16 protein-coding genes and 1 pseudogene are annotated in these 19085 nt (G+C 60.1%); 4 read left to right on the top strand and 13 right to left on the bottom strand.

Features of this window, described 5'->3' with window-relative positions; translation table 11 throughout:
* Positions 1-230 precede the first annotated feature (230 nt).
* From BFR47_RS18870 to BFR47_RS17880, 3 genes are read right to left on the bottom strand one after another with little or no spacing between them, the layout of a single operon-like run.
* The gene (locus tag BFR47_RS18870) at positions 231-1619 is read right to left on the bottom strand and encodes a UvrD-helicase domain-containing protein (protein WP_245748968.1); all 1389 of its coding nucleotides are present in this window, start codon (positions 1617-1619) and stop codon (positions 231-233) included.
* A complete protein-coding gene (gene recC / locus BFR47_RS16210) occupies positions 1616-5023 on the bottom strand; it encodes an exodeoxyribonuclease V subunit gamma (protein ID WP_071474025.1) in 3408 nt (1135 codons plus the stop codon). Before recC ends, BFR47_RS18870 begins: the two co-directional genes overlap by 4 nt.
* Positions 5002-5253, bottom strand: coding sequence for a hypothetical protein (locus tag BFR47_RS17880; RefSeq protein ID WP_139215216.1), 252 nt, complete (start codon positions 5251-5253; stop codon positions 5002-5004). Before BFR47_RS17880 ends, recC begins: the two co-directional genes overlap by 22 nt.
* Positions 5254-5297: 44 nt before the next feature.
* Here BFR47_RS17880 and BFR47_RS16205 point away from each other — a divergent pair, with 44 nt between their 5' ends.
* Positions 5298-7028 (top strand): BCCT family transporter, encoded by a 1731-nt coding sequence (locus BFR47_RS16205; protein WP_071474024.1) that lies wholly within the window; start codon positions 5298-5300, stop codon positions 7026-7028.
* 74 nt (positions 7029-7102) lie between these two features.
* Here the strand turns inward: BFR47_RS16205 and BFR47_RS16200 are convergent, their stop codons facing one another.
* From BFR47_RS16200 to BFR47_RS16180, 5 genes are all read right to left on the bottom strand, one after another.
* Positions 7103-7921, bottom strand: coding sequence for a mechanosensitive ion channel family protein (locus BFR47_RS16200; protein WP_071474023.1), 819 nt, complete (start codon positions 7919-7921; stop codon positions 7103-7105).
* Between the two features lie 12 nt (positions 7922-7933).
* Positions 7934-8926, bottom strand: coding sequence for a hypothetical protein (locus tag BFR47_RS16195; protein ID WP_071474022.1), 993 nt, complete (start codon positions 8924-8926; stop codon positions 7934-7936).
* A 206-nt stretch (positions 8927-9132) separates the two neighbouring features.
* On the bottom strand, positions 9133-9342 hold the full coding sequence (locus tag BFR47_RS16190; RefSeq protein WP_071474021.1) for a hypothetical protein: 210 nt from the start codon (positions 9340-9342) through the stop codon (positions 9133-9135).
* A 36-nt stretch (positions 9343-9378) separates the two neighbouring features.
* Positions 9379-9588: a DUF3565 domain-containing protein gene (locus tag BFR47_RS16185; protein ID WP_071474039.1), complete on the bottom strand. Its 210-nt coding sequence runs from the start codon at positions 9586-9588 to the stop codon at positions 9379-9381.
* Positions 9589-9799: 211 nt separating this feature from the next.
* Positions 9800-10708 (bottom strand): LysR family transcriptional regulator, encoded by a 909-nt coding sequence (locus BFR47_RS16180; protein ID WP_083399192.1) that lies wholly within the window; start codon positions 10706-10708, stop codon positions 9800-9802.
* A gap of 110 nt (positions 10709-10818) precedes the next feature.
* Between BFR47_RS16180 and BFR47_RS16175 the strand changes: the two genes are divergently transcribed.
* Positions 10819-11145, top strand: a complete 327-nt coding sequence (locus tag BFR47_RS16175; protein WP_071474019.1) for a chlorhexidine efflux transporter — start codon at positions 10819-10821, stop codon at positions 11143-11145.
* Positions 11146-11162: 17 nt separating this feature from the next.
* Positions 11163-11306, top strand: a complete 144-nt coding sequence (locus BFR47_RS19485) for a PACE efflux transporter (RefSeq protein ID WP_425434026.1) — start codon at positions 11163-11165, stop codon at positions 11304-11306.
* A 77-nt stretch (positions 11307-11383) separates the two neighbouring features.
* On the opposite strand, the gene BFR47_RS16170 is transcribed toward BFR47_RS19485, so the two are convergent.
* Positions 11384-11725 (bottom strand): PBPRA1643 family SWIM/SEC-C metal-binding motif protein, encoded by a 342-nt coding sequence (locus BFR47_RS16170; protein ID WP_071474018.1) that lies wholly within the window; start codon positions 11723-11725, stop codon positions 11384-11386.
* An 89-nt stretch (positions 11726-11814) separates the two neighbouring features.
* On the bottom strand, positions 11815-12321 hold the full coding sequence (locus BFR47_RS16165; RefSeq protein WP_071474017.1) for a DUF3087 domain-containing protein: 507 nt from the start codon (positions 12319-12321) through the stop codon (positions 11815-11817).
* A 147-nt stretch (positions 12322-12468) separates the two neighbouring features.
* Here BFR47_RS16165 and BFR47_RS16160 point away from each other — a divergent pair, with 147 nt between their 5' ends.
* On the top strand, positions 12469-12948 hold the full coding sequence (locus tag BFR47_RS16160; RefSeq protein WP_071474016.1) for a LabA-like NYN domain-containing protein: 480 nt from the start codon (positions 12469-12471) through the stop codon (positions 12946-12948).
* Positions 12949-13003: 55 nt separating this feature from the next.
* On the opposite strand, the gene rplY is transcribed toward BFR47_RS16160, so the two are convergent.
* The 3 genes and pseudogenes from rplY to BFR47_RS16145 form a co-directional block, all read right to left on the bottom strand.
* Positions 13004-13291, bottom strand: coding sequence for a 50S ribosomal protein L25 (rplY, locus tag BFR47_RS16155; protein ID WP_071474015.1), 288 nt, complete (start codon positions 13289-13291; stop codon positions 13004-13006).
* A 141-nt stretch (positions 13292-13432) separates the two neighbouring features.
* Positions 13433-17308, bottom strand: coding sequence for an ATP-dependent RNA helicase HrpA (gene hrpA, locus BFR47_RS16150; RefSeq protein ID WP_071474014.1), 3876 nt, complete (start codon positions 17306-17308; stop codon positions 13433-13435).
* 734 nt (positions 17309-18042) lie between these two features.
* Positions 18043-18518 (bottom strand): annotated as a pseudogene (locus BFR47_RS16145) (outer membrane lipoprotein).
* Positions 18519-19085: the final 567 nt, after the last annotated feature.

Genomic DNA, 19085 nt, shown 5'->3' with positions numbered 1-19085 from the left:
GCTGGCCGCCATCTGTTCACGATAGGCCGCCCCCGACACCGGCTCGTCCTGCTCCAGCTGCCAGAAGGTCAGCGCCGCCTGCCCGGTGTCTTTTACCTGCCACCGCTCTTTGCGGCCCTGGGCCTTGACCGGCATGAAAGGCAAGGGGTTGTCGGCACCGTTGCGGAACAGAAAGGCACCCTGGCCGCCGTCACGCTGTTCGGCCAGTTCGAAGATCCGGTTGACGGCGCTCACCATGCGGTCGCCGAACGAAAATTGGTGTCCAGGCTGTCGTGCCGGCCGCGGGTGGCCTGCCGTGCGCCGAGATAGGTGTGGATATCGGCGCCGCGGAAGGCGTAAATCGCCTGCTTGGGATCGCCGATCAGAAACAGGCCGCTGCTGCCGTGGTTTTCGGCCAGACGGTAGATGCGGTCGAAAATGCGGTACTGCAGCGGATCCGTGTCCTGAAATTCGTCGATCAGTGCCACCGGAAACTGGCCGCGGATCACCTCGGCCAGCCGATCGCCGTTCTCCCCCTGCAGGGCATCGTCCAGCCGGGACAGCATGTCGTCGAAGCCCATCTCGGCCCGGCGACGCTTTTCTTCGTCGAACCGCCGGCTCACCCAGGCGGCCGCATGGCGGCGGGCGGCCTCCAGCGGCGTGGACAGAGTATCGATCTGTACCGGAAGCGTCACCATTGCTTCCAGCGCCGGATGCGCCGGCGGTTCGCCGGCTTTCCAGGCTTCGGACAATCCATCGGGAGTCAGCCGGATAAAGCCGGTGCCAATATCCAGCGTCGTCTCGTCACCGCCGGCCCAGTCTCGCAGCTTGTCACACCAGGCGCTGATATAGCGCGCCTGCAGCTTGCGACCGTCCACCTGCTTAGCAGTTACCGCCGCCATCAGCATGCTTTCCAGCTCGTCGGCCCAGTTCAACCAGGGCGCCTTGAGTTCGATCCAGGCATGCGCTCTTGCCTGCAGTTGCGCATCAAGCAAAGCGGACAAGGGGCCGCTCGCCTCGCCCGCCTCCTGCAACAGGGGGCGAAGTTCACCGAGCAGGGTGTCCGGCGTCTTCCAGTGGCTGATCACCCAGTCCAGTGTCTCGCCCGCCAACGGATAACACTGCTGGCGCCAGTAGTCACGCACCACCAGCGCCAGCAGCTCGCCATGATCGGTCTGCAGGGTCTGGGTAAAGAGGCTGCCGCTGTCGAAGGCATGCTCACGCAGCATGCGCTGGCACCAGCCGTGAATGGTGGACACCGCCGCCTCGTCCATCCACTGGGCGGCGATGTCCAGCCGTCGGGCACAGGCCGGCCACTGTTCGGGATCGAAGTCGGCCCTGAGCTGCACCAGCAGCTCGTCGCCCCCTACTTCGCCGCGAAACACCAGCGCCGCCTCTACCAGCCGGGCGCGAATGCGGTCGCGCAGCTCGCGGGTGGCGGCGTCGGTAAAGGTCACCACCAGGATCTCCGGCGGCAGCAGCTCGCGCTCGAAGCCGGCGTCACCGCCATGGCCCAGTACCAGCCGCAGATAGAGCGCCGAAATGGTAAAGGTCTTGCCGGTGCCGGCGCTGGCCTCGATCAGTCGGCTGCCGTGCAGCACAAACCGCAGCGCCAGCGGGCGGGATGAAAGTGCGCTCATTGATCTGTCTCCAGCAATTCGGGTTGATGCTCCAGCAGGGGCTGATAGAGCCGCGCGCTCCAGTCAGCGAAGTCGCCGCTGGCGTTGAGCGCCGCAAAGGTCGGGTACTGGCGAGACAAGGCAGCATTTTGCCGGCACTCCCCGGCAAATTGATAATCGTCGCCTTCGTAGGCTTTACGGGCCTTTTCCTCGTCCTGCTGTTCAAGCCAGACCATGGCGGTGTTCAACGCCACCGGCAGCGGTGCCTCCAGCCCGAGTCGCCAGGCTTCCAGCCAGCCTTGCAGAATGCGCTCGGCATGACTCTGGGGCAACGGCAGGAACAACAGGGTTTCGTCTTCTCCCACCAGCAGGGTGGTCAGCTCGATGCCGACGGCGGCCGCCGCCACCTGGGTGACGAAGGGCCGCAGCAGCCGATGCCACTTGAACGTTTTCTTGTTCATCAGGGTGCCCGGTTGCAGCTCGATGCGCGCCAGCCGTTCGCCGGCCCGATGCAAGCCACCCAGCCAGCCTTCCAGTGCTATCCCGCCATGCGAAAAACGCAGTGGCAACGGCGACTCCAGCGGCATCGGCCACTGCCGGCACAACGCCTGATAACGCCGCAACTGATCGGGCAAGGGCGCCAGCAGCTGCTCCCGCTGCCGCACGCCGAAGCCGGCCAGTGGCAGCAGGCCCTGGCCTTCGAGCCGACCCGCCTCCTGTACCAGCGCCAGCTCGGGGTCCTCGGTGGACTGACTGGCCTGCTCCAGCAGTTGCCGTTTCAGCTGATAAAGCTGCAGACCATCGAGGCCGAAGGGCTCTTCATCCAGCTGGGGTGGGGTTTCCTCATCCAGATACACCTTGAGCCGCTGGGTGAAGAAATGCCCCACCGGATCGCGCAGAAAATGCTGCAGCCGCTCCAGCGGCTGGGCCTCGTCGAACTCCAGCGGCGGCAGGGCGGCCTCGTGCCGTGGCATCTGGCTGCGATGCAGTCCGGCCCATTCCCGGGCGTAGCTGAACAGGGGGCCTTCATCGCCGAAATAGGCCTTGCTGAAGGGCTGAAGCGGGTGCTCCGTGGTGATGGCCGCCAGCAGCTCGCGACCGTCATCCATGGTCCAGCCACCGGCCAGGTGATCCCGCAGCTGGCCGACCAGCACCGAGGGTGGCCGCTCGCTGTTGTCGCGAATGCTGCGCCCCACCCAGCTGATGTACAGCCGCTCGCGAGCCGACAGCAGAGCTTCCAGCAACAGATAGCGGTCGTCTTCCCGCCGGGAGCGGTCGCCGGGGCGGTAATCCCCCGCCATCAGATCGAAGTCGAGCGGGGTCACGCTGCGGGGATAATCACCGTCGTTCATGCCCAGCAGGCAGACTAGACGAAAGGGGATGGCCCGCATCGGCATCAGGGTACAGAAGTTGACCGCCCCGGCCAGAAAACGCTGGCTGAGCGAGCCCTGATCCAGCGCCCCCAGCCAGGCTTCGCGCACCACGTTGAGCGGCAAGGGCTCGTCGAGATTCACCCCGGTGCACAGCTCCTGCCAGTGTTCCAGCGCCTCGGTCAGCCCCGACAGCAGGGTTCTGTCCCGGTCGTTGGCAGGCAGAAAACACGACGCCAGCAGCCCGTGCAGCAGCTGCCCCCACTCTGCGGGCAGGTGCGGCTGAGACAACTGCCGGTGCAGGGCATCCAGGGTATCCAGCAGCCTGACCAGAGGGCCGATAAGAGCCGCATCCAGGCCGCCGATTTCATCAAAAGGCTCTATGCCCTGACAGGCATCCCCCGACCCCACCGCGTAACCGAGCAGCATGCGCCGCAGTCCAAAACGCCAGGTGTTCTGTTCGAGTTCCGCCGGCAACCCCAGGGCGGCGCGGCGCCGGGCATCCAGCCCCCAGCGCACCCCGGCGCCTTCAATCCAGCGGTGCAGGGTGGGCACGTCCTGTTCGTTAATGCCGAAGCGATCGCGCAGGGCCGGCACTTCCAGCAGATCCAGGATTTCGCTCACGGTCTGGCGGTTGTCCGGCAGCCGCAACAGCTGTTCGAGGGCGATCAGCAAGGGTTCGGTGCCCCGGCTGCCCTGATCCGCCAGGGTAAAGGGAATATAGCGGTCATCTTCGCGGCCGTACTGGCCGAACACCGCCTGGATGTGAGGGGCGTAGACGTTGACGTCCGGCACCATGACGATGATGTCGCGCGGGCGCAGACCGGGGTCGGCGCTGAAATAGTCGAGCAGCTGATCGTGCAGTATCTCCACCTCGCGCTGGGCGCTGTGGGCCACATGAAAGCGGATGGACGCGGTGTCTTCCGTCAGTGGCGGCCACTGCTCGCGGGTTTCGCTCAGGGGCCGCAGGTTGAGCATGTCATCCTGCAGCTGACCCAGCAGGTGGTTGACGTCACCCTCGCCGAACAGGTCGATACGACTGCCGATGGCATCGAACCTGGCCTTGTAATGGTCGGGATCATCGACGCTGTCGAGCAGATTGATGTAGTCCCGCCCCTGCTTGCCCCAGGCGGCCAGCAGCGGGTGGGCATGCTGATGCAGGTCGTTGTCGGTCAGCTCGAGAGGCTGTCCCGGCTTGCGGGCATGGCGGCGGTAGCGGTGCCTGAGCAAGTCCTGATCCGGCACTATATCGCCCCAATGATGCTGACAGGGATTGTGCACGCACAGCAGCACCTGGGTGAAGCGCGCCAGCGCCGCCAGCGCCTCCAGGGTCTGGGCCGGCAGCGAGGAAATACCGAACACGATCACCCGGCGCGGCAGGCCAGCCGGGACCTGCTCGCATTCGCGCAGGTGCGCCACAAAGCGCGGGTGCACCCCGGCCCGGCTGCCGGCCAGCTGTTCGTGGCCCACGTCTTCCAGCAAGGCCCGCCACAGCGCCGGCTGCCACAGCACCGCTTCATCCAGCGGCACCGGGCCCCGCCGGCCGCTGATGATCCGATCCCGCCCTGCGGCCCACTCCGCCAGCCAGTCGGCCCGATAAACCTGATACTGATCGAACAGGTCTGCCAGCCGCTCGGCCAGCTGATAACGCTTGCGGCAGTCGTCGTCATCCTGCAGAAAACGACGCAGCGGCGCGAAGCGTTCGTCGGCCAGCAGCGCCGGCAACAGCCGCATCAGCCGCCAGGTCAGCGGTGCCTTGTCGAGGGGCGACTGTAGCGGAATGCTGTGACTGCCGAGCACGGCGCGGTAGGTTTGCCACAGAAAACGCGCCGGCAGGTCCACCTGCATGGCCGCGGCAATGCCCCCGCTGCGATGCTCGGCCAGGGCCAGCTTCAACCACTGGGCGATACCGTTGCTCTGCACCAGTATCACCTCGTTTTCCAGCGGTGCCAGCGGGTTACGCCGCATCCAGGCCACTGCCAGCTCGCGGAGCGCTTCCAGGTGGTTACCGTGCACCACCATCAGCCCCGGCGTCAGCGCATCATTCTTCTGCATTCGAATTCCTTGTTATGATCCCGCACCGCACCCATGATAATGCCAAATCCCTCATTTGGGACCCCTCCCTTTCGACGCCGTGGTTCGACGCCCCGCATCACGCCATATTGCCGTGCGGCCTCATCATTCGGATCGACAATAATACTCTGCCGAGTCTCTTGGTTGCCATCACCCGGCAGACCGGTAGAATCCTGCATATTCTCAACAAAACAAGGATATTTTTGTGCCACCTTCCGCCTCCCAAACTACTCATATGGGAACCTTTGATGCTGATATGAGGCTCTCTTCGCGTACACCGCAACATGCGCCAGACACCCGTATCGACCGTTTTACCTTTTTTTCCGTGCTGTTTATCGTGGTGGGTGTCACCCTGCCGCTGATACTGTTTCCCGAGCAGGGCGCAGACTGGGTCGCCCGGGCCAAGGTCTTCATGACCGACACCTTCGGGGTTTTCTATCTGGCACTGGGCGTAATGGCAGTGCTCTTTGTCATTTACATTTCGTTTTCGGATATCGGCAATATCAAGCTGGGCAAGCCGGAAGACGACATGGAGTTCAACACCGCCTCCTGGGCGGCGATGATGTTTTGCGGCGGCATCGGCGCCAGCATCCTGTATTGGGGCATCATCGAATGGGCTTATTATTATCAGGGTCCTCCCTTCGGTCTGGAGCCCGGTTCGGCCGAGGCCATTCGCTGGGCTTCCACCTACGGCATGTTCCACTGGGGCCCCGTGGCCTGGTCCATCTACCTGATCCCCGCCATTCCCATCGCCTATTTCGCCCATGTGCGCCATTCGCCGCGCCTTAAGGTCAGCCACAGCCTGATGCCGCTGTTCGGCGAGAAATTTGCCATGAGCAACTGGGGCAAGCTGGTCGATATCTTCTTTATCTTCGGCATGCTGGGCGGCGGTGCCACCACCCTGGGGCTGGCTTCGCCCATGGTCACCGAAGGTCTGCACGAACTGGTGGGACTGCCCATCAACATCTGGAGCCAGGTTGGGGTCTTGCTGGCCACCACCGCCCTGTTTGCCTACAGCGCCTTTCGCGGCCTGAAAGGCGGCATTCAGTTTTTCTCCAACATCAATTTTTATCTGGCCATCGGATTCGTGGCGCTGGTGCTGCTGGCCGGCCCCACCTCCTTTATCCTGAACACCGGACTCGAAAGCCTGGGCCGCTCACTGACCCAGATGCTGACCATGATGACCTGGACCGAGTCCTTCGGCCGCTTCGGAGAACATGGCTTCAAGGAAACCAACTTCCCCGGTGACTGGACCATTTTTTACTGGGCATGGTGGCTGGTGTTTGCCCCGACGGTGGGCTTGTTTATCGCCAAGATCTCCAAGGGGCGTACCATTCGCCAGATGGTGGTGGGCTCCATCTTCTTCGGCTCACTGGGCTGTTCGGCCTTCTTCATGGTGCTCGGCAACTATGGCCTGTTCCTGCAACTGTCCGGAGAGCTGGATGTGGTGAACGTGCTTAATACCCAGAGCCCCACCGCCGCCATTTTTGCGGTGCTCAACACCCTGCCGATGACCAAGCTGGTGATTGCCCTGTTCACCCTGCTGGCCGTGATTTTTACCGCCACCACCTTCGACTCCATCTCCTACATTCTGGCGTCGGTCGTCCAGCGGGAAGTGGACGATGAACCCCATCGCTGGAACCGGCTGTTCTGGGCCTTTACCCTGTGCTTCATGCCGGCGGTGCTGATGTTTCTCGGCGGCCTCTCGACCCTGCAGACCGCGTCGATTTTTGCCGGTGCGCCGCTGATCATCATCATGACCATGATGATGATCTCCACCATCAAGGCGGCCAAGTACGATCTGCACTATCAGCCTGATTATTCGCTGAGCACCATTCACATCGAGGAGTTGCCCAAAAACTCGCCCTGGGAACACGGAGCCACCTCCGAGGCGCCGGACGGCTCGGTACTGGCGCAACAGGCCGAGTACGAAGAAATTCGTCTCAATCTGGAAGAGGAGGAAGCGGCGACCAGACTCAATACCTGAGCCGGCCGTTAATCTGACATCAGCCTAACCGGCCCGGGGCTCCGTTAACGCGGGGCCCCGGGCTTTTTTGATCATCACTCCATGCCCGGGTCCATCGCCTGCTCCGGCGACATACGGGCAAAGCGCACCTGCATCCTGCGCAAGGCGCCTTTGCCCCGGGCGGTCAAATCGGACATGAACTGAAACTGCTGGCGGGGATCCATGGGATAGGCCTTGATGCGATAATGGGTGCCCCAGGGTTGCTCTTCCAGCACCACCACGACCGGCAGATTCAGCTTGAGATAGGGGCTGGACAGCGCCACATCCTGCAGTACCCGGCGCACTTCGTGGGCGTCGTGATCCGGATCCAGATAAAAGCTCACCACACACATCAGACTGGCGCCACCGTTGTTGGCGTTATGGATAAGCCCGGCCCACAGCTTCTGGTGGGGAATAAACACCACCGTATCATCCGGGGTCACGATCTCTATCGCCCGCATGCCGACGTGCCTGACCTCACCGTAGCAACCGTCCACCTCTATCCAGTCGCCGGGCCGGTAAGGCAGCTCGTAGGCCGCGACCACTCCCGCCAACAGGCTGCTGACATAATCCTTGAGCGCAAAGCCGATGGCCAGACCCGCCGCGCCCATAATGGCCAGGGTGTTCTGCACCGTCAGTTCGACAAACAACGGCACTATCCACAACAACGCGGCCACTATCACCAAAATACGAATGGTGGGTACCAGCGCCAACACCAACAAGCGCTGCCGGCTGTGCAACCGATCCGCCAGCCAGGGCAACAGTTTCTGACTCAACCACACCAGCAGTATCGCCACCAGTACCACCGCTAGGGCTTCCATCAGGGTCCGGGTGGTCACCTCTCTGAATAACCTGACAACCTGCTCTGTATCCATTTCTACCGCCTGTTAAAAATCGTCCAGCAGATAATCCCGGCCACCAAGAAAGTCGCGCACTGCCGGGTAACCATAAACACTGAGCCGCCAGAGTTCCTGATCCCGCTCGACAATGCAGAACTGTTCCAACCGCAACAGCTGTACATTAAGCTGATCGGGTGCCATCACCGGCAACACCCGTTGCATCGCGGCTCCGCTCAGACCTCGATGCAACAGCAGAGAATACAGGATAAACGCGGTACCGTCGTCCGCCTCCAGCGGCAGTTCCGGCAGCGGCTTGTCTTCGTTCACCCGGCATGCCCACAGCGCCAACGCCAGCCCCACGTTGCCACGGGCCTGACCGGCCAGCTGGCCCAGCTGCCGGTCCGATCCCGTAATGCCGACCTGGCGCAGCAAGGCCGGTCCGGCCGGTGCAAAACAGTAGACCCGAGGCAATCCAAGCGGCCAGGCGCGCCCTAAGAAGGCAAAGGTCCAGCTGTCGCACACCACCAGGCCCTGACCAAAATCCCCGTGCAGCAACCGGGGCAACAGCGCCCGGATAAAGCGCAGGCCATCGGCACTACGCAACAGGTAACGGGCAAGATCGTCAATCAGCCAGGGAACCCCCCGCGGCTGTTGCTGTTGCCACCACTCCTCCACCGCGACCGCCAGCACCTGTGCCGTGTCCGGCGGGGTCAACATGGCCCGGCCCTGTTGCCAGCACCAGTCGCGCGCGATGGCGGCGCTGCCACTGAACGGCGGGTCCAGCAGAAAACAGACGCCCGGTTCGGCACCCTCAATCCAGCCGGAAAAATGCTCATTCAGGGCGCTGACCGCCGGCTGACGTTCAAACGCCTGATAGTCGGGCAGTTCGGTGTCTGCATCCTGCTCCGCCGTTTCCTGATCTCGCAGCCTCAGGATACGTAGCACCCGCCGCCAGGCGTGCTGAAAACGGGTGACCGTCGGCGGAAGCGGACAGTGAAAGTCCTCCGCCCGGATCACCTGCCAGTGGTTGCGGTCTGTCATCGAACTCTCCCTTTCATGCCCGGATTCGCCACTCGCGGTGATCATAGCCGCCACCGCTGCAGTCAGTGTAGCCGGTACAAGGCTCTTCCCCGAGCGCTCCCTCCCGAGCCTGACCCCGGACTCAGGCCACGACAGGATCCAATTTAATCCAGCCCGGCAGACATTTTACAAACAACGAAATCACAGCATTTCCCTTCATGGCGCTATTAATAGCCCATCATGCCCGAGCCCAATCCCAGGCCATGCATGATACCGCCGAATACCATTCCCAGAATCATGAAGACCACCGTCAGGATGAGGAATGCCGGTATGGACGCGATGGCAAATTTGACCATAAACATCACCATGGACATGAATGGCATTTTGATATCGACAACCGTCACTTCCTGTTTTTCATTCATCTGTATCTCGCTCATATCAAACTCCCATCAATAAAATCAATAGATTGAGGTTCACACTGTCGTATCTTCCGGCTCGCCCCGTTCACACTTTTTACAGCTCAGCTCATGCCCGAGCATGGCTTCCCGACCGGAGAGGGTCGTGACCCAAAGCCGGTTGATAAAAGGCGGCTGGTGGCGCACGTGCTGGAAATGACCGCAGTGTAATTCTGCCACCCAATCGTTGTGTTCATCCCGGTGATAGCCGGTAATGGCTTGTTTCATCTTTATGACTCGCTTTTTCATCACTGCCGGAACTCACTGCCAGTTGCAGGGCTGTCTGTGGCAAGGCTATCGGTTTCAGCACCAATAGAAAGGCGTCGTCAGTAATGGATTGGCGCCCTGACTAACGCGGCCAAAGCGATTTCGGCTCAGCGGAGGTATACCAGCCAATGATGACGGCGGGGCTGATCGTCAACGCTCGGGTTAAAGCATATCACCCCGGCTGGACGGTGAGATCCAACTGCGACAGTTCTTCCAGCAACCAACTGCCCGCGGTGCCCAAAGAGCGACTTTCCGTCCAAACAACATCGATCCCCTGCAACGATGCCACTGTCTGATAGTCCCGTTGCAGCACCAATAACTCACCGCTGGTCAACTTTTCCTGCACCACATTACGGTGCAGAAAAGCCCAGCCCAGACCACTGCAAAGCAGATCCATAATGAGATGCGGGCTTTCTGAAAACCACACACTGGGACTGAACATGAGCCGTTCATGGCTTCGATCATTCAGATCCAGACTGCGCAACACCAGCTGCCGGTGGGCGCGAAAGGTGGCATGGCTAACCGGCTGCTTATCCACCATCGGATGATCATGACCACACACCGCCACCAGCTCTGAATAGCCAATACCGCGAAACCCGAAGCCCTGGGGATAGGCCTCCCGTTCCAGCATCAACCCCACATCGGCCCGGTTGGTCCGGATCAGCTCGGCGACATCACTGCCCCCCGGATCCAGCAACTCCAGCTGAATATGGGGGAAGCGCTGTTCAAACCGATGCAGAATATCCAGCAACGGTTGACTGGAAATACTCTGCTCTACCGCCAGGCAAAGCTCGACCTCATTACTTTGCCCCAGCGCCTGCGCATGCACCCTGAATTCATGCTGGCTGTGCAATACGGTGCGGGCATATTCCAATAACGCCTTCCCACTGTGGGTTAATACCGGATTACGGTGGGTACGATCAAACAGGACAACATTGCTGTCCAGCTCCAGATTACTGATCGCCGTGCTCACCGCCGATTGCGCCTTACCCAGACGCCGTGCGGCGGCAGAGAAAGACCCCGTTTCGGCAGCAATGACGAAGGCTTCTAACGGATCGATACCGGCCATCACTCTTCTCATCAACCTATCTTGTTTTCAGATAGTATCTAACTTTTTTCTATCTGAATAGAGCTTAGAATAGCCCCATCTTCCCAACATCATTTGCCGATCCGGCATCGCAAGGAGCCACCATGACTCAGCCAATTATTACCCGGACCCCGCAGGACCGCCTGCGCCATACCCTGATGTTCGAAATATTACTGCTGGCGATGCTGGCACCGATGATGTCACTGTTACTCAATCGGGATATTGTCGACGTGGGCATGCTGTCGGTTGTGATCAGTATCAAGGCGATGTTGATCAACCCGTTTTTCAATTATCTGTTTGATCGGTACGATGTCAGACGTGGCAGAATCCCCACCGAACGGAAACTGTCCGGTCGGCTGATCCATGCCGCCGGGCTGGAAATAACTCTGATCGCCACCTCGCTGCCGCTGATTGTCTGGTGGTTGATGTGACCTTTATCCAGGCCCTGATGGTCGATCTGATATCGATCTTTCTGGTAATGACCTACACCCTGGCGTTCAACTGGATATATGACCGGGTGTTTCCTGTGATACAACCGTCCTCGTCACCACTGGCATCATTATTACCTTGCCACCCCCATGACAACGAATAAAAAAGAGGCGGACAACTCGTCCGCCTCTTTGCTTCCTGATACCACAGGGTCCGAGCAATCGCGCCGATGACTATGCCTTAACCACAGCACTTCTTGTATTTATTGCCGCTGCCACAGCTGCAGGGATCGTTGCGCTCGGGCGTCTTGTCCTGCCTGACGGTTTGCCCCTTGTTGAGCAGCGTGGTCAGCTCGACGATGGACTCGACCGCACCTTCAGTACTGTCGATGGTCACCTCGGCGTACAGTCGGGCCTCGGCCACCAGGGCTTCGACTTCCTGCTTGCGGGCCTCGCTGGTCACCACCAGCGTCAGCGGATGCTTCCTGCTGCCGGGTTTATGGCTGGCCTGGGTCTGATAACCGTAACTGATGTGACTCTGGCGCGCATCCTGGCGCCCCTTGAAAAAAAACTTGTCTGACATGTCGTCATCCTTACTGCTTGAAAGGACAGAGGCTATCGCCATCTATGCGTTGGCGCCGCTGAAATGGACGGCATTGTACTCGAGCCCGTTTAAAACCGCTTCAGGATTTTTTCGTCATAATCATCAATATTCAGCGTCAGGTCATACTGGGCAACCAACTTGTCAAGCTGTGCCTGTCTGCTGTTCAGTTCATCCATGATGATGGTATTGTCATCCAGCTTCCACAATTGCCGTGAGCCGGCATAACTGTATTGCAAGGCTAATAGCGCACCGGCGTCACCTTCTTTGGCCGCGGCTTCCAGCTTGCGCATCTTGCGGGTGATCTTGTTCAGCGACTGCTTCAGCTCCCACACATAGAGCACCTCGGTCAGGTAGTCATGATGGCGATATTTGCTCAGACCTAACCCGATGGCGGCCGCCGTCACCAGTACACCCAGCGCGTTCCAGTGAAAGTGGCTGCCGTCCGGATCCGGAAACAGGGCAATCAGGGTTTGCGAAACCAGCAGACTGCCCGCCGCCAGCACCAGGGCGCAGCCAATAAGCACACGATTCAGATGGCGACGATAACGGCCTTTATCGATGTCGATCAACTTCATAACAACCTGAAAGAAAAGTAAAAAGTGGCCGCATTATAACCAGAAAGCATCTGGCTCACTACCGCCGGGAAACAAAGCCGGACCGCCGGGGCCGGATCCTGCTACCCTAGGCGCCTGATGGAAGCAAACCCGAGCAGAGCCGAACCCATGATGCCGGAAAAAGTCGCGATCTTTGTGGATGTACAGAATGTGTATTACACCTGCCGGCAGGCGCTGGGAGGCAATTTCGACTACAACGCCTTCTGGGCCAGGGTGGCGAATGGCCGCGAGGTGGTGGCCGCCTTCGCCTATGCCATCGACCGGGGCGATGAAAAGCAGCGCCAGTTTCAGAACATTTTGCGCGCCATCGGCTTCGAGGTGAAACTCAAACCCTTCATTCAGCGGGCAGACGGCTCGGCCAAGGGCGACTGGGATGTGGGCATTACCATCGACATGCTGGAGTCGGCGGCCGTGGCCGACACCCTGGTGCTGGTGTCCGGCGACGGTGACTTCGCCCTTCTCGCCGACAAGCTGCGCCAGCATTACCACAAGCGGGTGCAGGTATACGGCGCGCCCAGCCTCACCGCCAAGGCACTGATGGATGCCGCCAGCGACTTTATCGCCATCGATCGGAGCCTGCTGCTGTAAGCCGCAGGCACAAAAAAACCGCCTTGCGGCGGTTTTTTCGGAATTCGATTCGCGATTAGGCGCGAACGAAATCCAGGTGGGTCAGCTTGGGCTTGAAGGGATGACGCTGAACGTCTTGCAGCTTCACTTTAACTTCCTGACCGTCGATAACCAGCGTCAGCACTTCGCTGTAGAAAGCGTCATCCGCCTGAGCGATGATGGCTTTTTTGTGGTCCAGAGCAATAGCTACCGGCTCCTGGCCTGCACCGTAAACGATGGCAGGGATCTTGTCTTCATGACGCAGGCGGCGGCTCGCACCTTTCCCCAGGTCTGAACGAACTTGAGCTTCAAATACGAATGACATAATTTTCTCTCTTAAAGGTTAGTGGCGAACGCTGCGACCGGCATTCGCCTGTAAAAAGCGCGCGGATAGTAACATGCGCCGGCTGCAGCGACAAGGTAAAGCAAAGACCCTGAGGCGTTAAGGCCGTCCACCCCTTCCCCCTCACAGGCTATTGATCTGCTGCACAATGCGCTTGTCGGAGATGGGGTACGGAGTACCCAGCGTCTGGGCGAAGTACGACACCCGCAATTCCTCAATCATCCAGCGGATCTCCGCCACCTCCGGCGCCAGCGGTTTGCCTCTGGGTTGCTTTTTCAACAGTGCCTGATAGGCCTGCTGCACCTGCTGGATTTTCAGCAGATGCGCACGGTCCCGGTGCGGGTCGATGGCCAGCTTGTCCAGCCGGCGCGACAAGGCCTCCAGATAGCGACCGAGATCGCCCAGTCGTTCGGCGCCGGCATCGGTCACGAAGCCACGGAAAATCAAGCCGTCCAGCTGGGCCTGAATATCCGACATCGCCATCGCCAAGGCCAGATCGATCTTGCCCTTGAGCCGCTTCTTCACGCCATGGGCCCGGCTCAGCACCTCTTCCACCTGCAACGCGATGGCGGCCACGGCCTGGTTCAGCTCTCCGGCGACCTTGTCTTTCAGCTCGGCAAAGGCCTCCGGCGTCCAGGCCGGCGCACCGTGCTGGCGCATCAGCTGGTGCACCCCGGCACGAATGCAGTCATCAACCAGATCCAGCACCTTGCCGTAGGGGTTGAAATACAAGCCCAGTTTGGCCTTGTTCGGCAGCTTTTCATGCAGGTATTTGATGGGGGACGGCAGTTGCAGCAGCAACAGACGACTCTGGCCATCCCACATGGTCCGGGCCTGGCTGATGTCGTCTTCGCACAGCGTCAGCGCCACGCTGTCGCCCTGATCACTGAGCGCCGGATAGGCCTTGACCTCGAAGCCGGCCCGTTTGGCGGCATAGGTTTGCGGTATGGTACGCTCGGGAAAGGCCAGCAGTCCTTCCTGCTCAAAGCGATCATCGTCCACCGCCTGGGTCAGGGCCGTCTGCACCTGGCCCTGCAATGACAGCTTGATCGCCTCCAGATCCCGGCCCGCAGCCAGTACCTTACCATCTGCATCCAGCACGCAGAAACGCATGATCAGATGCGCCGGCAGCGCCTGCCAGTCCCAATCTTCCCGCGGCACCGTCACCCCGGTCATCCGGCGCAGGTGCTTCTCCATCTGATCGAGCAGTTCCCCTTCCAGCGGGCTCATGGCCGCCAGCAACGCCTCGGCGAAGTTGGGCGCGGGCACGAAGTGCTTGCGCATCGGTTTGGGCAGCGACTTGATAAGCCCGATCACCAATTCCCGGCGCAGACCCGGTACCTGCCAGCGGAACGGCGCGGGCTCGACCTGATTCAGCAGCGGCAGCGGTATACGCACGGTGACCCCGTCGTCGTCCTGTCCCGGCTCGAACTGATAGTCCAGCGCCAGGTTCAGGCCATCGTGCTGCCAGGCATCGGGATAATCCCGGGTGGTCACCTTGTCGGCCCGCTCGTTGAGCAGCATCTCTTCGGTAAAGTGCAGCAGCTCGGGGTTGTCCTTGCGCGCCAGCTTCCACCAGTTGTCGAAATGGCGAATCGACACAATGTCGGCGGGCAACCGCTCGTCGTAAAAGCGGAACAGGGTATCGTCGTCAATCACCAGATCCCGACGGCGCGACTTGTGCTCCAGGGCTTCGGCCTGCTCCAGCAAGGCCCGGTTGTGGTGGAAGAACTCGTGCCGAGTATGCAACTCCCCTTCCACCAGCGCCTGGCGAATAAACAGCTCCCGACACAGTTTGGGGTCGACCTGGCCGTAGTTGACCCGGCGACGCACCACCACCGGCAACCCGAACAGGCTCTGGCTCAGGTAGCCCATGACCGCGCCCTGCTTTTTCGACCAGTAGGGTTCGCTGTAACTGGACTTGAGCAGGTGGGCGCCTGCGTCTTCCAGCCAGTCCAGCTCCAGCCGGGCGGCGGTGCGGCCGTAGAGACGATGGGTTTCGGTCAGTTCGGCCACCATCAGCCAGCGGGGCGGCTTTTTGGCAAGACTGGAACCCGGCACCAGCACGAAACGGGCGTTGCGGGCGCCGACAATCTCTTTCTTGTCACCGTCACGCATACCCACCTGACTGAGCATGCCGGTCAGCAAGGCCTGGTGCAGGCTGTTGTAGTCGGCGGGCTCGCTGTTGAGCGGAAAGCCCAGCTCGCGCACCACCAGTCTTAGCTGGCTGTAGATGTCCTGCCACTCGCGCACCCGCAGGTAGTTCAGGAATTCCTTGATGCACTGCTTGCGGAACTGGTTGCCGCTGAGCGCCTTCTGCTGCTCTTTCAGGTGGTTCCACAGGTTGATGTAGGCGACAAAGTCCGAGTCCTTGTCGGCAAAGCGGCGGTGCATCTCGGCGGCAGCCTGCTGTTTGTCCAGCGGGCGCTCGCGGGGATCCTGAATGCTGAGCGCGGCGGTGATCACCATGACTTCGGTCACGCAGCCGTGCTGGCGCGCCGCCAGCACCATTCGCGCCAGCCTGGGGTCGACCGGCAAACGGGCCAGATCGCCCCCCAGCGGCGTCAGCGCCAGGCTGCCCTGATCGCCGGTCACGGCGCCCAGCTCTTCCAGCAGCCGAATGCCGTCGCTGATGTTCTTGCGGTCCGGCGCTTCCACGAAGGGAAAGGCGGAAATGTCGCCCAGTCCCAGAGACAACATCTGCAGGATGACCGAGGCCAGGTTGGTGCGCAAAATTTCGGGGTCGGTAAATTCCGGCCGGCTCAGAAAGTCGTCTTCACCGTACAGGCGAATGCAGATCCCCGCCTCTACCCGGCCGCAACGACCCATGCGCTGGTTGGCGCTGGCCTGAGACACCGGCTCAATCGGCAGCCGTTGTACCTTGGTACGGTAGGAGTAACGGCTGATCCGCGCGGTACCGGGATCGATCACATAGCGAATGCCGGGCACCGTGAGCGAGGTTTCCGCCACGTTGGTGGCCAGCACGATGCGTCGGCCGCTGTGGGACTCGAAAATGCGGTTCTGTTCGGCGTTGGACAGCCGGGAATACAGCGGCACTATCTCGGTATGGCGCAGTTCGAGCTTGTTGAGCGCATCGGCGGTGTCGCGGATCTCCCGCTCGCCGTTCATGAAGATCAGAATGTCGCCCGGGCCTTCGTTGGTAAGCTCGGTCACCGCATCGAAAATACCCTGCAGTTGATCCCGTTCGCGATTGTCGTCCACCAGCGGCCGGTAGCGCAGCTCCACCGGGTAGGTGCGGCCCGACACCGAAATAATGGGCGCCTCGTTGAAGTGGCGAGAGAACCGCTCGGGGTCGATGGTCGCCGAGGTGATGATCACCTTGAGATCGGGTCGTTTCGGCAGCAGCTGCTTCAGATAGCCCATGATGAAGTCGATATTCAGACTGCGCTCATGGGCTTCATCGATGATGATGGTGTCGTACTGGCGCAACATGCGGTCTTGCTGAATTTCGGCCAGCAGTATGCCGTCGGTCATCAGCTTGACCTGGGTGCCTTCGCTGACCTGATCGTTGAAGCGCACCTTGTAGCCGACCCGCTGGCCCAGCTCGCATTCCAGCTCCTGCGCCAGTCGGGTGGCCACGCTGCGCGCCGCCAGTCGCCGGGGCTGGGTATGGCCGATGGTGCCGTCTATTCCCAGGCCCAGCTCCAGACACATCTTGGGGATCTGGGTGGTTTTGCCGGAGCCGGTTTCACCGGCGATGATCACCACCTGATGATCGCGAATGGCCGCCTTGATGGTGTCGCGCTTTTCGCTGACCGGCAGTTGCGGCGGGTAATGAATGGGGTGTTCCAGCAATGCCTGCCGACGGCGGCGCTCGGCGCTCGAGGCGGTCATCTCGGCGGCGATATTGGCCAGCACCTTTTCCTGTTTGGTCTGGGACAGCTTTGCCAGCCCCTGCAACCGACGACGAAAACGCCCGCGCTGCGCGCCCCTGCATTCTTTCAGCTTTGCCTGCCACTGTTCAACGGACTGCGTCAAACCCAACCCCATTCGCTCGATTGAAAACTGGCGCGCAGTCTAGCAGAAATGAACCGCGAAGGGAGCCAGGATGGCGTACCGACGGCCGAGGCCGGAAACCGGCTCTTGTTGCCTTCGCATTGTCACCCTCACGACAACAATGACTGTCACGGCATTTTCGGTACTATCTTCCTGCATTGGTGGTGTTTTTAACATCATGACATCCGCTCACCGGTGTCTGGGATGGCTCACCTTTCGTTAAAAACGTGACAATGATCTACACTCCAGAGATACAGGCCCGACAGTCACCAGACGGAAACAAAACGAAAATAAAAGACACAAAGCACTGATTTAAAAGAAATTTATATAATAAAACATGAAACCGAAAAGCCAGCCACCGTTGCATCCAGGGCATTGAAAACAAAACAAAGTTACAAAAATAAAGCCTACAACAGCCACCATCCCATTTAAGCAAACAAAACACAAAATACAGTTTGAAAAGACGACAGCATAGTCTTATATTATGACTACAGCCCATCGTTGAGGAAGGTAAAGATGAAAGAATTAGTTATAACTGTCATTTTTACAGTCTGTGCGGCCCTGGTCGCCGTTTCTGCACCTTCCTTGGCACAAATGTAACTGAGCCCGGGAAGACAGGACTGTAAAACACTAATAAATAATAATATTTCCTGAAAAGTAAAAAGGCGCCTCAACGGGCGCCTTTTTACTTTCTGCTGTTTAACCTGCCATTTGGCTTAGTAGGGGGCCACGCTCATGGTGCTGCCCGAGCCCACCAGCCGGACTCGCTGACCCGCCTGCCAGTTGCGATCGGCTTTCTGGACCACAATCAGGCTGTCCCCCCGGTCGGTACGGACTTCCAGCTCGACCGCGCTCACCTGATTGATCTTGTCTTCGGCCCGCGAGCCGACCATGGCACCGGCAATGGCCGCCGCCGCCGTGGCCAGTGAACGACCCGAGCCGCCGCCGACCTGGTGACCCAGCATACCGCCGACCACACCACCACCGACGGTACCGACCAGGTCGGGTTTTCATCTCCAGCCTGAATGGTCACCGGTCGTACCGACACCACGGTACCGTAGGTGACCGTTTGCGCCTGCTTGGCCGCACTGCTGCTGTATACGTCCCCGGAATACACATCCGGGTTGGCACAGCCCGCCAGGCCGAGTACGGCGACCATGGCAACCGCCGACAATGTTCTACCTTTCATCATGAACCCCCTATGGAACAAAGATACAGTCATGTCTTATTGTTATTACCGCTGAGAGTATAGACCCGCGTGTTATGACCTTTGTTGCAACATCTGCCGGTCGAAGCCGGCTGATCTGGATGAGGTCAATGCCAGTGTACCCCTTATAATACCAATCTGAATAAAGATCTGATCTTTCTCAAGTCCGAACTCAGAGGCAACACAGCCACCTCCCACGACACGCCATAAACTCATCCCTGAGGGCTCGGAAATGCCATCCGTGGCATTTCACGGTCGCGGGAGGTCGTCTCTGTTGCCTCATCCTGAGCTCCGAGTGGCCAGCAGGCAGTGCCAGCAGGTGACTCTGCAGCATCAAGGAGGGCAAAGGGATCTGCTCAGCCGACCATCCGCACCACGGATGGTGCGGCTGAGCCTCCAAGGATGGATTTACGGCGAGTCGGCGGAGTAGACCCTTTGTCCGAGATGGGCATGACCGTCAAAAAGATCGAATATTTAATGCGATGGGTATAAAGGCAGAAATAAGCTCGGAGCTTGATGGTTCCGGTACATCGACGGAGGCCAGAAACCACA

The organism is Oceanisphaera psychrotolerans, from assembly GCF_001870485.1.
Classification (GTDB): domain Bacteria; phylum Pseudomonadota; class Gammaproteobacteria; order Enterobacterales; family Aeromonadaceae; genus Oceanimonas; species Oceanimonas psychrotolerans.
This window is presented reverse-complemented; position numbering and strand designations above follow the sequence as displayed.